The organism is Hymenobacter sedentarius (assembly GCF_001507645.1).
Classification (GTDB): Bacteria; Bacteroidota; Bacteroidia; order Cytophagales; family Hymenobacteraceae; genus Hymenobacter; species Hymenobacter sedentarius.
Genome location: NZ_CP013909.1, coordinates 1,030,445 through 1,044,984 on the forward strand (window position 1 = coordinate 1,030,445; position 14,540 = coordinate 1,044,984).

Sequence of the window (14,540 nt, forward strand, 5' to 3'; positions counted from 1 at the left end):
TGCTTAGTCGTGCCTCCTCGCAATGACAATTAGGCTCCCCTCTCTTTTGGAGAGGGGCCGGGGGTGAGGTTCCGCCGGTGCAGTACTTTACAGCAATTCGGTGCTGCGCTTCACAAACTGCGTCAGGGCCTCACCTTTCAGCATGCCTTGAGCCAGCAGCGCTAGGTCGAAGGCTTGCTTGGCCAGCTTCTCGCCGTTGCCGTCGGTGGCCAGCACCTTCTGGGCTACCGGGTGGTTGGCGTTCACGGTCACGTCGTACGAATCGGGGAAGGCGCCGAACATCTGCATGCCGCCCCCGCCGCCGGTGCGCTGCATGTCCTTCATGCGGCGCATAAACTCGTTTTGGGTGATGATAACCGGGGCGTCCTGGGGCGAGAGGGCCGCCACTTTCACGTGCATGGTGTCGTTGGCGATGGCCGTTTTGAACGTCTCCTCCAGCTTCTTCTGGTCGTCCTCGCTCAGCACGCTCTCGGTGGTGTGGTCCTTCTCGATGAGCTTGCTCACGGTGTCGGCATCCACACGCTTGAAGCTGGTTTTCTCCAGTTTCTGCTCGAGCTGGCCCACGAAGTGCGGATCGAGCACCTGGTCGAAGTTGAGCACGTCGTAGCCGCGCTCCTGGGCGGCCGCCACGAAGCTGTGCTGGTGCTCGGCGTCGTTGGTGTAGAGCACCACGGTGTTGCCGTCTTTGTCCTGCTGGTTGGCCTGGATATGCTCAGTGTACTCGGTCAGGGTAAACAGCTTGCCGTCCACGTTCTTGAGCAGCACGAAGTCCTTGGCCTTCTCGTAGAACTTCTCGTCCGAGAGCATGCCGTACTTCACAAACAAGCCGATGTCGTTCCACTTCTCCTCGTAGCCGGCCCGGTCCTTCTTGAACAGGTCGTTGAGCTTATCAGCTACTTTCTTGGTGATGTAGGTGTTGATTTTGCGCACCGCGGCGTCGGCCTGCAGGAAGCTGCGCGATACGTTCAGCGGAATATCGGGCGAGTCAATCACGCCGTGCAGCAGCATCAGGAACTCGGGCACCACGTCCTTCACCTCGTCGGTGATGAAAACTTGGCGCGAGTAGAGCTGAATTTTGTTGCGCTGAAACTGCAGCTCGTCCTTCACTTTGGGGAAGTACAGAATGCCCGTCAGGTTGAAGGGGTAGTCCACGTTCAGGTGAATCCAGAACAGGGGTTCGTCCAGGCTCATCGGGTAGAGCTCCTGGTAGAATTTCTTGTAGTCCTCGTCGGTCAGCTCCGAGGGCTGCTTGGTCCAGATGGGCGTGGTTTGGTTGATGACCTCGCCCTCGAACTCAATCGGAATGGGCAGGAACTTGCAGTACTTGGTGAGGATGGTGCGCAGACGGGCCGGCTCCAAAAACTCGTCCGAGTCGTCGGCTACATGCAGCACCACGTCAGTGCCGCGCTCGGCTTTGTCGGTGGTTTCCAGCGTGAAGGAGGTGCTGCCGTCGCATATCCAGTGCGCGGCTTCGGTGCCTTCCTGGAAGCTCTTCGAGTAGATTTCCACGTTGTCGGCCACCATAAAGGCCGAGTAGAAGCCCAGGCCGAACTGCCCGATAATTTGGTCTTTGGTGGCGGCGTCCTTGTCCTTGTACTTCTCCACAAACTCGGTGGCCCCGGAGAAGGCAATCTGGTTGATGTACTTCTTAATTTCCTCGGCCGTCATGCCCAGGCCCTGGTCAGAAATCGTGATTTTGCGGGCCTCTTTGTCCAAGGTCACGCGCACTTTCAACTCGCCCAGGTCGCCTTTGTATTCGCCGAGCTGGGCCAGGCTCTTTAGCTTTTGGGTGGCGTCGACGGCGTTGCTGACCAATTCCCGCAGGAAAATCTCGTGGTCGGAATACAAGAACTTCTTGATGATGGGGAAGATGTTCTCGGTGTGGATGGAGATGGAGCCGGTTTCTTGCATGGTATGGAAATAGGGAAACGGTGGATTGCAGACGGAATGGCCGGGCACAGGGCCGCGGGCCGCAGTCCGAGCGGCTTTCAAAGGGCGTTCCAAGGGAGGCAGGGCTGTCAGATTGACAGCGGGCGGGGCCGCAGCTCTACAAGCCGGGCAGGTACAACGCTTCGGGCTCCGACAGCAGATGGGACGTGTCGGGCAGTTCGGGGCCGTACACGGCGCGCCATTCGGCGAGCAGGGCCGGGAGCCGGTCCGAGAAGTCGCAGAGCCAGTGCAAGCCGGGCGTCGCCGTCAGGAAATACTGGATGTCGAACTTGATAAACGGGCGCGACATGGCAATGAGCGAGTCAATGGCCAATTGGTTGTGCACCCGGCGGCGGTTGATGGCCAGTACCACGCGCTCGAGCGGCAGCTTCACCAGCCCCGGCATCCAGTTTATTCCCAGCCACACTTGGTCGTACACCGAGATATCGGGAAAGCTGTTCATGTCCAGCAACATGTGCCGCACTTCCAGCCGGCGAGCCAGCTCCAGCAATTGCTCCGCGCTCTTGCGGAACGTGCGAATGTCTTCGCCCGAGGCCCATTCTACGCGCAACAAGCTCAAGGCTTCGTCGTGCTGCACAGAAAGGTCGGGAATGGTGTTATCTATCACAAAAAAAGCCGGGCTAAGCCGGATGACACAAATATACTAGCCGGATACGGAAAAGCTCATCCGCACGGCCAAGGCCGAATGATAAAAATGCAATAGCTTCGCCCCCAAGCTTCCGGGCTTCCGCCCATCTTTACACTATGCACGCCCTGCGTTCCCATATCGCCCTGCTGCTGCTGCTCTGCCTCACGCGGACGCTGCTGCCCGAGGCGTGGATTCTGGCGCTGCACCCGCACGCCCACACCGCAGAACCGGCCCAAACGGCGGTTGTCGAGCACAAGGGCAAGGCGTTGCTCGGGGCCAAGCACCAGCATTGCGAGGTGGAGCAGTTTTATAACGCCGCCTTCCAGCCCGCGCTGCCGCTGCCGCTTCCCCGGCCGCGGGTAGCGCCCCGCTATGCCGCGGTGGGTGCGGCCGGGGCCGTGCGCGTGGTAGCCGGGCGGCTGCTTCGGTCGTCGGCCCTGCGCGGGCCACCTAGCCGCGCCTAGCACCGGCACCGTACAGTCTTTCTAATTGATAATCCCCTTACCGCGGCCGCGGCCGTGCCCTGGCACGAGCTGCCGGCTGGCGCGGGACTGGCTTTTTCCTATGCTTCCTTCTTTCACTCGCTTTCTCTTATTTGTGGCATTGGCGGTATCTCCGATGCTGCTGGCGGCCCAGCAAATGGCACCGGCCGCGCCAGCCGCGGCGCGCGGGCGCACTGCGGCTCCGCCGTTTACGGGCCGCGTCGTCGACGCTGCCACCGGCGAGGGTCTGCCCGGCGCCAACGTCATTTTCGAAGACCTCAAGCAGGGCACGGCCACCGGGCCCGACGGCAGCTTCAGCTTTAACAACCTACCCCGGGGCCGCTTCACGGTCCAGATTCGCTCGCTGGGCTACAATACATTGACCCAGACCGTGGACACCGGCAGCGGCCAGCCCTTGGAAGTGAAGCTGGTGGTGGCCGCCACCGAAATCGGGCAGGTGGTGGTGACGGGTGTGTCGCAGGCCACGGAACTGCGCCGCTCGCCGGTGCCCACGTCCGTGGTGGACCGCACCCGGCTCAACCAGACGGCGGCCGGCAACATCGTCGACGCCATTGCCCACACGCCCGGCGTGAGCCAGATTACCACCGGCGCGGCCATCAGCAAGCCCGTGGTGCGCGGGTTGGGCTACAACCGCGTCATCACCCTAAACAACGGCGCCAAGCAGGAAGGCCAGCAGTGGGGCGATGAGCACGGCGTGGAGATTGACGAGTTCAGCATCGAGCGGGCCGAGATTATCAAAGGGCCGGGCTCGCTGCTCTACGGCTCCGATGCCATGGCCGGCGTCATCAACTTCGTGGCGCCCGACCCGGTGGGGGAAGGCCGCATCACGGGCGTGGCCACGGCCAACTACCAAGCCAACAACCACCAGCAGGGCTACTCCTTCCAGAACGCCGGCAACCTGAACGGCTTCAACTGGCTGGTGCGTGGCACCCACAAGCTGGCCGGCGACTACCGCAACCGCTACGATGGCCGGGTGTACAACTCCGGCTTCAACGAAAACGACGCCAACGGCTACGTGGGCGTCAACAAAGTCTGGGGTTATTCGCACCTCACTTTCAGCTCCTTCAACCAGAACCTTGGGCTCACCACAGGTGCGCGCGACGCGTACGGCCGCTTTACAAAGGACGTGCCCGCCGGCCACGACCGGGCCGGCGCCGACAGCACCACCGCCGTGCCCGTGACTGACGCCGACCTGCGCGGCTACGGCCTGGCCGTACCCCGGCAGCAGGTCAACCACCTGCGCGTTGGTCTCGACAACAACATCATCATGGGCGACAAAGGCGGCCGGCTCACACTGCAAGTGAGCTACCAGCAGAACCTGCGGCGCGAATTCGGCAACGTGTTCGACCCAAACGAGACGTCGCTTTACTTCCAGCTGCGCACCCTGGACTACACCCTGCGCTACTTCCTGCCCGAGCTAAACGGCTGGCACCTGACCGTGGGCACCAGCGGCCTGCACCAGCAAAACCGCAACCTGGGCCTGGAATTCCTCATTCCAGCCTACCGCACCAACGAAGGTGGGGTCTTTGCCGTGGCCAAAAAGACCATCGGCGCGCTCGACATCAGCGGGGGCCTGCGCTACGACGTGCGCCGCATCACGGCCGATGCGCTGTACCTGGATGCCAACGAGCGGCCCACGCCCGGCAGCACCACCGGCGCCGAAACCAAGTTTCCGGGCTTTGTGAGCACCTTCGGCAACTACAGCGGCAGCCTGGGCGCGGCCTACAGTGTAAACGAGCGGCTGACGGCCAAGGGCAACCTGTCGCGTGGCTTCCGGGCGCCCAACATTGCCGAGCTGGGCTCGAATGGCAAGCACGAGGGCACCATCCGCTACGAAGTGGGCAACGACCGGCTGCAAGCCGAAACCAGCCTGCAGGTCGACGCCGGCCTGAGCTACGTGACCGACCACGTGCGCTTCAGCGTCGATGCGTTTGAGAACAGCATCAGCAACTACATTTTTACGCGCCGGCTGCTCACCGCCTCCGGGGCCGACTCGCTCAACAACGGCGACGGCGTGTTCCGCTACGAGCAGGGCCGGGCCCGCCTCTACGGCGGCGAGGTCAGCCTCGACTTCCACCCCCACCCGCTGGACTGGCTGCACTTTGAGAACGCCTTTTCCATGGTGCGGGCCGAGCAGCTCAACCGACCCGAGAGCGAGCGGTACCTCCCCTTTATCCCCGCCGACCGGCTGCAGTCGGAGCTGCGGGCCAACTTCCGGCGCCAAGGCAAGCGCCTCACCAACCCCTACGCCCGGGTGCAGCTCGAGCACACCTTTGCCCAAAACCGCTTCTTCTCGGCCTTCGACACCGAAACGGCCACGCCCGGCTACACCCTCGTCAACGCCGGCCTGGGCACCGACCTGGCCAATGCGCAGGGCAAAACGCTGTTTTCGCTGTTCATCACGGCCAACAACCTCTTCGACGTGGGCTACCAGAGCCACCTGAGCCGGCTCAAGTACGCCGACTACAACTCCGCCAACGGCCGGCGCGGCGTGTTCAACCAGGGCCGCAACGTGAGCGTGCGGCTGGTGGTGCCGCTGGCGTTTAAGTAGCACGAGCGAGGGCTCCGAACGGCTGGCAGGGCCCCACCGACTATGTTTGGTGGGGCCTTGCTTTATCTTTAAACCGGCTTTGCTCGCTGACCACAAGGCCCCCTCAATGGCCCGACTTTTTCTCACGCTGATTTTTTTATGGAGCGTCACCCACGCGTCTGCCCAGGCCGTGCCGCCGCTCACGGGCCGGGTGCTCGACCAAAGTTCCCAACAGGGCATCCCCGGCGCGGCGGTAGTGCTGCCCGATTTGCAGCAGGCCACGGCCACAGCGCCTGACGGCACGTTTCAGCTCAGCAACCTGCCCAAGGGCCGGTTCTTGCTCGAAATCCGCAGCCTGGGCTACCGCACGGTTACTCAAGAAGTGAACACGGCCGAGGGTACGACCCTGGAAATTGGGCTGAGCACCGCCGCCACCGAGCTGGGCCAGGTGGTGGTCACGGGTGTGTCGGGCTCGACGGAAGCGCGACGCTCGCCGCTGCCCACCACGGTGGTAGAGCGCGCCGGCCTCCGCTCCCTGGCCGCCACCAATGCCGTGGACGCCCTGGCCCGCACGCCGGGCGTGAGCCAGCTCACGGCCGGCCCGGCCATCAGCAAGGTCGTGATTCGGGGGCTCACGGGCAGCCGCGTGATTCAGCTCAACGACGGCGCCCGGCAGGAAGGCCAGAAGTGGGACGACCTGCAGGGCGTGGAAACCGACGAATACTCGGTGGGCCGGGCCGAAATTGTGAAAGGCCCCGGCAGCCTGCTCTACGGCTCCGATGGCTTGGGCGGCGTCGTCAACTTTCTCACGCCCGAGCCCGTGGGCGTGGGCCATACCGTGGGCTCGGTGATGAGCAACTACCAGTCGAACAACAACCTGCTGGGCCTGGGCCTCACCTACGGCGGCCACCGCGCCAGCGGCCTCAACTGGATGGCCCGCGCCACCGGCAAGGCCGCCGGCAACTACGAAAACCGCTACGACGGCCGCGTGCAGAACTCCGGCTACCGCGAGGTGAACGTGAACGGCTACGTGGGCCTGAACCGCCGCTGGGGCTATGCCCACCTCACCCTCACCTCGTTCAACCAGCAGCTGGGCATTGTGGAGGGCGTGCGCGACCCCGCCACGGGCCAGTTCCTCAAGCGCGTGTCGGGCGATGGTGCCACGCTAGTGCGTGCGCCCGCTACCGCCGCCGACCTGAGCGGCTACGACAACCTCCTGGCCCCCAGCCAGCTGGTTGAGCACCATCGCATTGGCCTGGACAACAGCTTTGTGCTGCGCAACGGCGGCCGGCTGGCCGTGAACGTGGGCTGGCAGCTCAACCAGCGCCGCGAGTTTGCGGACAGCGAGGCCGGCAATCCCGGCGAGTTTGAACTGAGCGAGGCCGCCTTGTACTTCCTGCTGCGCACCCTCGACTATACCGTGCGCTACTACCTGCCCGAGCGCAACGGCTGGAATACCACCCTCGGCCTGAGCGGCATGCAGCAGCACAATAGCATCGCCGGCGAGGAATTTCTGATTCCGGAATACCGCCTCCTCGATGGCGGCCTCTACGCCGTGACCCGCAAAACGCTGGGCAAGCTCGACCTCAGCGGCGGCTTGCGCCTCGACGGCCGCCACCTCAGCGGCGATGCCCTCTACCTCGACCGCCAGGCCAAGCCCCGCCCGGCGCATGCCGGGCCCGGCACCGACCAGAAATTTGTGGGCTTCAGCAGCAGCTACCGCAACGTAGCCGGCAGCCTGGGCGCGGCCTTTCGCCTGAGCGACGCCTTGGTGCTCAAGGCTAACCTGGCCCGCGGCTTCCGGGCGCCCAACATTGCCGAGCTGGCCTCCAACGGCCAGCACGAGGGCACCACGCGCTACGAACTGGGCGACAACACCCTGAAGGCTGAAACCAGCCTGCAAGTAGACGCCGGCCTGAGCTACGCCGGCCCGGTGCTGAGTGTGGGCGTCGATGCCTTCCTCAACCACATCGACCACTACATTTTCGCCCGCCGCCTGCTCAACCGCGCCGGCACCGCCGACTCGACCAACGCCGCCCAGGACCGGATTTTCAAGTATGCCCAGGGCAACGCGGCCCTCTACGGCGGCGAGGCCACCCTCTACTTGCACCTACTGCCCTGGCTGCACTTCGAAAACTCGTTCTCCATGGTGCGCGCCGAGCAGCTAAATGTCCCGGCAGAAAACCAGAAATACCTCCCCTTCATCCCGGCCGACCGGCTGCAGTCGGAGCTGCGGGCCAACTTCCGGCGCCAGGGCAAGCGCATTACCAACCCCTACGCCCGGGTGCAGCTCGAGCACACCTTTGCCCAAAACCGCTTCTTCTCGGCCTTCGACACCGAAACGGCCACGCCCGGCTACACCCTCGTCAACGCCGGCCTGGGCACCGACCTGGCCAACGCGCAGGGCAAAACCTTGTTCTCGCTGTTCATCACCGCCAACAACCTCTTCGACGTGGGCTACCAAAGCCACCTGAGCCGGCTCAAGTACGCCGACTACAACTACGCCAGCGGCCGGCGCGGCGTGTTCAACCAGGGCCGCAACGTGAGCCTGCGGCTGGTGGTGCCGTTGGCATTTAAGTAACTTCGGGGTTCGACGGTTTAGCTAATCGTTGAGCTATTTACGGCACCCGGCGGCGCGGCTTTACGTTTAGAGCATTGCTTTTCCTTTCGTTATGGCCCACGACCACGCTTCTCATTCGCACGGCCACGCCGGACACGTTCACGCCGCGCCGCCCCCCGGCGGGGCCTTCAGCGCGGCCTTTGCCACCGGCATTGCCCTCAACCTCGCCTTTGTTATCGCCGAAACCATTGGCGGGCTCGCGGCCCATTCGGCCGCGCTGCTCGCCGATGCCGGCCACAACCTGAGCGACGTGCTGAGTCTGGCGCTGGCCTGGGGCGCGGCCTGGCTGGGCGGGCGCCAGTCGTCGACCCGCTACACGTACGGCTACAAGGGCGCCACCATTCAGGCGGCGCTGCTGAACGCGGCGCTGCTGTACGCGGCGCTGGGCTTTATTCTGTGGGAAACCATTGACCACCTGCGCCACCCTGCCCCCGTGAACGGCCAGACGGTGATGCTGCTGGCGGGCCTGGGCATCGCCATCAACGGCCTCACGGCCTGGCTGTTTCGGCACGGGCAGAAGAGTGACGTAAACGTGCGCGGCGCCTACCTGCACATGCTCACCGATGCCCTGGTGAGCGTGGGCGTGGTGCTGGGCGGCGGCCTCGTGATGTGGACCGGCTGGACCTGGCTGGACCCCATCATCAGCTTCGGCATCCTGGCCCTGATTGCGGTGAGCTCCTGGGGCCTGCTGCGCGATACCGTGCGCCTGGGCCTGCAGGCCGTGCCCGAAGGCATTGACCTGGCAGCCGTGCGCAGCTTCTTGCTCGAGCAGCCCAACGTGCTGAGCGTGCACGACCTGCACATCTGGAGCCTGAGCAGCGGCGACCACGACACCGCCCTCACCGCCCACCTCGTGCGCCCCGGCGGCGCCGATGCCGCCTGGCTGGCCTGCTTGGCCAAGGGGCTGGAAAACGAGTTCCATATCCACCACAGCACGGTACAGGTGGAGGACGGCCCCACGCCCGGCGGCTGCGCCAGCGGCTGCGCTACGGCCGAAGCCACGGCGGCCACGGCCAGCCACTGAGGCGCGTACATAACGGTGGAGGCAAAAGTTGGTGCTACATTTCGCCATGCAAGCCACTCAATCCACCAAAACCACCGTCTTCACGGCCGCTGTCATTGTGGCGGCGCTGGGCTATTTTGTTGATATCTACGACCTAATATTGTTCAGCATCGTGCGGGTCAAAAGCCTTAACGAGCTGGGCATCATCGACAAAACCGAGGTCACCAACCAAGGCCTGTTCCTCATCAACATGCAGATGGGCGGCATGCTGCTCGGGGGCATTTTGTGGGGAATCCTGGGCGATAAGCGCGGGCGGCTGTCGGTGCTGTTTGGCTCCATTCTGCTTTATTCCCTGGCCAACATCGCCAACGGCTTCGTCACGAGCATCGACCAATACGCCTGGCTGCGGCTTATTGCGGGCGTGGGGCTGGCTGGCGAGCTGGGCGCGGGCATCACGCTGGTAAGCGAGAGCCTGCCTAAGGAAAAGCGCGGCTACGGCACCATGATAGTGGCCACCGTGGGCGTGAGCGGCGCCATGCTGGGCTACTGGGTGGGCGAGCAGCTGGGCTGGCGCAACGCCTACTTCGTGGGCGGCGGGCTGGGCCTAGCGCTGCTGGTGCTGCGCGTGAGCGTGTTCGAGTCGGGCATGTTTCAGCAGGTGCAGGCCCAGACCGAGGTGGTGCGCGGCAACTTCCTGAGCTTGTTTACCCACCCCGAGCGCCTGGGCAAGTACCTGCGGGTGCTCCTGATTGGGGTGCCGCTGTGGTTTGTTATCGGCATTCTCATCACGCTGGCACCGGAGTTTGGGCGGGTGCTGGGCCTCACCGGCGAGGTCACGGCGGGGCTGGCGGTGTTCTGGTGCTACTTCGGGTTGGTGTTCGGCGACTTTATCAGCGGGGCGCTCAGCCAATTGTGGCACAGCCGCAACAAGGCGCTGAAGGTGTTTCTGGGTTTTTGCTTCGCCATGGTGTGGGTATATCTATTTGGGATAAAGGGGGCTACGCCCACCATGTTTTACGCCGTGTGCTTTGTGCTGGGCGTATCGGTGGGCTTCTGGGCGCTGTTTGTGACGGTGGCCGCCGAGCAGTTCGGCACCAACCTGCGGGCCACGGTGGCCACCACGGCGCCCAACTTTGCCCGCGGCTCGGTAGTGTTGCTGGTGCCGGCCTTTAAGTACTTGAGCGGGGCGCTGGGCTTCATTCCGGGCGCGGCGGTGCTGGGCGGCGCGTCGCTGCTGGTGGCCTTCTGGGCCGTGAGCACCCTGCCCGAGAGCTACGGCAAAGACCTGGACTACGTAGAGGAGTAGCCCCAGCCCTGGCCCTTTATTAGATGGCCCGTCGCATTTCGAGCATATGCGCCGCAAAGCCGGCCTTCTCGTAGGCCCGCACTGCGGGCTGGTTGTGGGCGTATACCTCGAGGCGCATTTCGGTTAGCCCCTGGGCGGCGGCCCACTGGGTAAGCTGCTGCAGAATAAGACCGTTGATGCCCTGGCCGCGGTAGGCCGGCGCCACGTACATAAAGCCCAGGTAGGCGTATTGCTCGTGTTTTAGGTACGGCTTGGCCGCTAGTATCCGGGCGTAGCCGGAACCCACCACCTGTTGCTCCACTTCGGCTACCAGTACCAGCGCCTGGGGGCTGGCAATCAACTCAGGCAGCTGATAATAGTGGATAGGTTCTTCGCGGAGCGTGGGGTCGAACGGTCTTTCGGCTTCGACAACCCCTTGCTCAAAGCGCAGCAGGATTTCCAGGTCGTCGAGCGTGGCGGGGCGAATGCGAACCTCGGCCATACAGTACAGAAGAATAAGGAGCGGATGAGCGAGCAAAATACGACCTGCTTACGGCCGGATACGTACCCCCGGCCAACTTCCAGTCCCCGGTCCCGTTTGAGGAGGTAATCCTTCGTTGATTGATTTTTAAATCCCATTATGAAAACCCTCATCCTCAGCGGCGTCCTCTTGGTCGCCTTGTTCACCGCCACCGCCGCCTCGGCCCAAACCACGCCGACCCCTGCGCCAACTCCTACCCCCACGACTACCCCCGACCCCACTGCCGCGCCGCTCACCCCCGAGCAGCAGAAGCAGCGCGCCGACGAAGCCAAAGCCGCTTACGAGACGCAGAAGCAGCAATCCAACGCCACCGACCAGTCGGTGCGCGAAAGCAGGAACCGGCTCAAGGAGCAGGCCAACAACGAGAAAGACCTGAAAAAGCAGCTCCGCGAGCAGCGCGACCAGCAGAAGGCCCAGAAGGCCCAGCTCAACGACCAGCGCAAAGCCGCCAAAGCCGCTAAAGCCCAGGAGCGGGCCGCACGTGAGCAAGCCAAAACCGAAAAGCGCCGCTCCAAAGAGATGGGAAAGGCCAAGTAATTCCCCTGCCTTTACCTTAAAAAAGCTCCGGCCCAGGCCGGGGCTTTTTTTTGCCGCGTTCCAGCCACTCGCTTTACCTTTCGCCTCCCCCGCTTTACCTAGCCCATGGCCACTCCTACCAAAAACACTCCCATGTACTATGCGTGGCACCATTTTGTGCTGGTGCCCCTGGCGCTGCTGCTGGCGGGCTACACCATCCTGCGCTACACGAAAGTGGCCGGCGATGACGACCAGATTGCCCGCCTCTGGTTTAGCGTAGCAGCCCTGGCCAGTATCGGCCTGGGGGTGCTCATCATGCTGCGGCAGCACTACGCCCTGCAGTTGCAGGACCGGATGTGCCGGCTCGAAGTGCGCCAACGCTACTTTGAGCTCAGCGGCCAGCGCTTCGCCCCGCTCGAGCAACAGCTCAGCCTGGCCCAGATTCTGAGCCTGCGCCTGGCCGGCGACGCCGAGCTTCCCGCCCTGGCCCAGGCCGCGGCGGCTTCCCGGCTTTCGCCCAAAGACATTCAGGCCCGTATTACCAATTTTCAGTTTGATACTTTGCGCGTTTAAGACCGTTCGTGGCCGGCGGATGGTTGGGCTAATGTGGCCCGCGCTACCCGACGACCACAGGCCCCCCACCGGCTCCGCGCCCCTAATTTTCTCTTCCCATGATTCTTTACAACGTGACCAGCAGCATTGAGCCGGCCGTAGCCGACCAGTGGCTGGACTACATGCGCACCACCCACATGCCCGAGGTGATGGAAACCGGGTTTTTCCTGAAAAGCCAGCTCTGCCGCCTGCTCAACGAAGAAGACGACGGCATCACCTACGCCGCCCAGTACTACTGCCTCAGTGTGGAGCAGCTGGAAGAATACCAGCGCCTGTGCGCTCCCGCCTTGCGCGCCGACATGGAAGCTCATTTTGCGGGTCAATACGTTTCCTTCCGCACGGTGCTGGAAGTAGTAGAATAAGCTGGCTCCGCCGCCCCGGGCAGGGCACGAAAACGGCCGTGGTGCTGTTAAAAAAGCACCCTATGAAAAACATTATTTTCTTCGGCGACAGCCTAACGGCGGGCCACGGCCTGCCGGCCGCCGCCAGCTTTCCTGCCCTTATTCAGCGGCGGCTCGACGAGCACCCGCTTCCTTATAGAGCCTACAACTACGGCGTGAGCGGCGATACCAGCGCCGGCGGGCGCCAGCGCCTGGCGGCGGTGCTGGCCCGGCACCCGGTCGACGTGTTTGTGCTGGCCCTGGGGGCCAACGACGGCATCCGGGGCATTCCGGTGCGCGAAACCACCCACAACCTGCAGTTCATCATCGACGCCGTGAAGCTGCACTACCCCGAGGCGCAGCTGGTGCTGGCCGGGCTCGAATTCCCGTTCGACCTGGGCCCGCTGGGCGGCCACCGCCTGGCCCACTACGCCACCGAGTTCAAAGCCCTGTTCCGGACCCTGGCCGAGAAAAACAGCCTGCCCTTTGTGCCGTTTCTGCTGCAGGGCGTGCTGGGCCGCCACGACCTGAACCTCGCCGACGGCGTGCACCCCAACGCGGCGGGCCAGAAAATCCTGGCCGAGAACGTGTGGCAGGTCTTGGGCCCGCTGCTGCAGCAACCGGTCAGCTCGTAAGCTTCTAGCTTCGTTAATTAAGAACTAACTGGGACGGTCATGCTGAGCGCAGCCGAAGCATCTCTACTGCAATAGTAAATAGATTACTTCCGCGGGAGAGATGCTTCGGCTGCGCTCAGCATGACCGTTTCAGTTGAAGCACCGCTTATGCCGCTTATAGAAACCGTCTACTGTCTCTAGAAGTCGAACAGATTTCCCTGCACCGGCTGCGGAATGACGAACGGCGGGGGCACGGCGATGCCGGTGAGCGCGCGCATTTTTTCCAGGAAGTACGTGGCTAGTATAGGCGCGTGCCGCACGTCTTTCTGGTGGATAAAGAAGTAGATGTCGTGCACGCCCTGGGCTACCCAGGCGGCCAAGCGCTCGGCCCAGGCGTCGGCGCGCTGGTAGTCGGTGCTGTGCAGGCCGTGGCCGTTGAAGCGGATAAAGGCCACGGGCGTGGTCAGGCGCATGGCCAGCACGTCGCGCCGGCCGGCCACGTCAGTTATCACCAGTGTCTTGTTAAGGGCTTCGAAGGTGGCAAACACGGCATCGGCCAGCCCGCGGTCGGCAAACCAGCGGGGGTGGCGCAGCTCCACGGCCAGCGGCACGGCCTCCGGAAAATCGAGCAGGAACCGCTCGAGGCGCGGCAGGTGCTCGGGGCCGAAGTGCGGCGGCAGCTGCAGAAACGCCCAGCCCAAGTTGTCCTCCAGGCTTTCGAAGGCCCGCGCCATGGGCACCACCAGGTCGTCGGCCTGAAACAGCTCCCGCTCGTGGCTGATGCTGCGCGGCAGCTTGGGGCAAAACTTGAAGCCCGGCCCCACGGCCTCGCGCCATCGCCGCACGGTGGCCGCATCGGGGATGCGGTAGTGGGTGGTGTTCAGTTCAATGCTATTGAACTGCTGCGCGTAGTAGTGCAGGTAGTCGGGCTCTTTGATGCCGGCCGGGAAGTAAGTACCCAGCCACTCCTTGTTGGTCCAGATGGGGCAGCCCACGTGCAGGCCGGCCGGCGTGGGCTGGGCCGCGCGGGCCCGGGCCAGCACCCGGGCCGTTTCGGGGTGGTCGGGCGGCAGCCGAAAATCAACGTAGCGCAGGTCGGGCAGGCGGCCGAAATCCATGGGGCAAAGGTAGCGCCCGGGCGGGGCGAGCTCTACCTTGCTTACGAAAAATGGCCGACTTCTGCAACCTGGTTTCGGAGGTAGCGGAGGGACCGATGCCCGAATTTTATACGGGCCATATAATCTAATTTTTGCGCCCGCGCAATGGCTTTGGCTCCAAACCGCAAAATATAGTTTGCGGCGCCTCACGGCTACTTTTTCAGAAGCTTCTTGAATTAATTAAATGCAAGTTTTCTGGAT

The 14,540-nt window shown here is 63.5% G+C and carries 13 protein-coding genes; 9 read left to right on the forward strand and 4 right to left on the reverse strand.

Annotation, left to right across the window (positions count from 1 at the left end; genetic code table 11):
* Window positions 1-87: 87 nt before the first annotated feature.
* Together htpG and AUC43_RS04375 are read right to left on the reverse strand one after the other, a co-directional pair.
* Complete coding sequence (htpG, locus tag AUC43_RS04370) at window positions 88-1,911, reverse strand: molecular chaperone HtpG (protein ID WP_068190343.1); 1,824 nt, start codon at window positions 1,909-1,911, stop codon at window positions 88-90.
* A gap of 136 nt (window positions 1,912-2,047) precedes the next feature.
* Entirely contained in the window at window positions 2,048-2,557 is a 510-nt protein-coding gene (locus tag AUC43_RS04375) for a hypothetical protein (RefSeq protein ID WP_068190346.1), read from the reverse strand.
* A gap of 137 nt (window positions 2,558-2,694) precedes the next feature.
* Between AUC43_RS04375 and AUC43_RS04380 the strand changes: the two genes are divergently transcribed.
* From AUC43_RS04380 to AUC43_RS04400, 5 genes are all read left to right on the forward strand, one after another.
* Window positions 2,695-3,042 carry a hypothetical protein gene (locus AUC43_RS04380; RefSeq protein ID WP_068190348.1) on the forward strand — a complete coding sequence of 116 codons (348 nt, stop codon included), beginning with the start codon at window positions 2,695-2,697 and terminating at the stop codon, window positions 3,040-3,042.
* Window positions 3,043-3,142: 100 nt separating this feature from the next.
* Window positions 3,143-5,632, forward strand: coding sequence for a TonB-dependent receptor (locus tag AUC43_RS04385; RefSeq protein ID WP_071885813.1), 2,490 nt, complete (start codon window positions 3,143-3,145; stop codon window positions 5,630-5,632).
* A 106-nt stretch (window positions 5,633-5,738) separates the two neighbouring features.
* A complete protein-coding gene (locus AUC43_RS04390) occupies window positions 5,739-8,192 on the forward strand; it encodes a TonB-dependent receptor (protein ID WP_068190352.1) in 2,454 nt (817 codons plus the stop codon).
* A 91-nt stretch (window positions 8,193-8,283) separates the two neighbouring features.
* Window positions 8,284-9,255, forward strand: coding sequence for a cation diffusion facilitator family transporter (locus AUC43_RS04395; protein WP_068190353.1), 972 nt, complete (start codon window positions 8,284-8,286; stop codon window positions 9,253-9,255).
* 46 nt (window positions 9,256-9,301) lie between these two features.
* A complete protein-coding gene (locus AUC43_RS04400) occupies window positions 9,302-10,540 on the forward strand; it encodes an MFS transporter (RefSeq protein WP_068190356.1) in 1,239 nt (412 codons plus the stop codon).
* A gap of 19 nt (window positions 10,541-10,559) precedes the next feature.
* On the opposite strand, the gene AUC43_RS04405 is transcribed toward AUC43_RS04400, so the two are convergent.
* On the reverse strand, window positions 10,560-11,021 hold the full coding sequence (locus AUC43_RS04405) for a GNAT family N-acetyltransferase (protein ID WP_068190358.1): 462 nt from the start codon (window positions 11,019-11,021) through the stop codon (window positions 10,560-10,562).
* Window positions 11,022-11,159: 138 nt separating this feature from the next.
* Here AUC43_RS04405 and AUC43_RS04410 point away from each other — a divergent pair, with 138 nt between their 5' ends.
* From AUC43_RS04410 to AUC43_RS04425, 4 genes are all read left to right on the forward strand, one after another.
* Entirely contained in the window at window positions 11,160-11,597 is a 438-nt protein-coding gene (locus AUC43_RS04410; RefSeq protein WP_068190361.1) for a hypothetical protein, read from the forward strand.
* A 105-nt stretch (window positions 11,598-11,702) separates the two neighbouring features.
* A complete protein-coding gene (locus tag AUC43_RS04415; protein WP_068190363.1) occupies window positions 11,703-12,149 on the forward strand; it encodes a DUF6526 family protein in 447 nt (148 codons plus the stop codon).
* A gap of 98 nt (window positions 12,150-12,247) precedes the next feature.
* A complete protein-coding gene (locus AUC43_RS04420; RefSeq protein ID WP_068190366.1) occupies window positions 12,248-12,550 on the forward strand; it encodes a DUF4286 family protein in 303 nt (100 codons plus the stop codon).
* A 62-nt stretch (window positions 12,551-12,612) separates the two neighbouring features.
* A complete protein-coding gene (locus AUC43_RS04425; RefSeq protein ID WP_068190367.1) occupies window positions 12,613-13,203 on the forward strand; it encodes an arylesterase in 591 nt (196 codons plus the stop codon).
* A gap of 176 nt (window positions 13,204-13,379) precedes the next feature.
* Here the strand turns inward: AUC43_RS04425 and AUC43_RS04430 are convergent, their stop codons facing one another.
* On the reverse strand, window positions 13,380-14,300 hold the full coding sequence (locus tag AUC43_RS04430) for a DUF72 domain-containing protein (RefSeq protein WP_068190369.1): 921 nt from the start codon (window positions 14,298-14,300) through the stop codon (window positions 13,380-13,382).
* Window positions 14,301-14,540 lie beyond the last annotated feature (240 nt).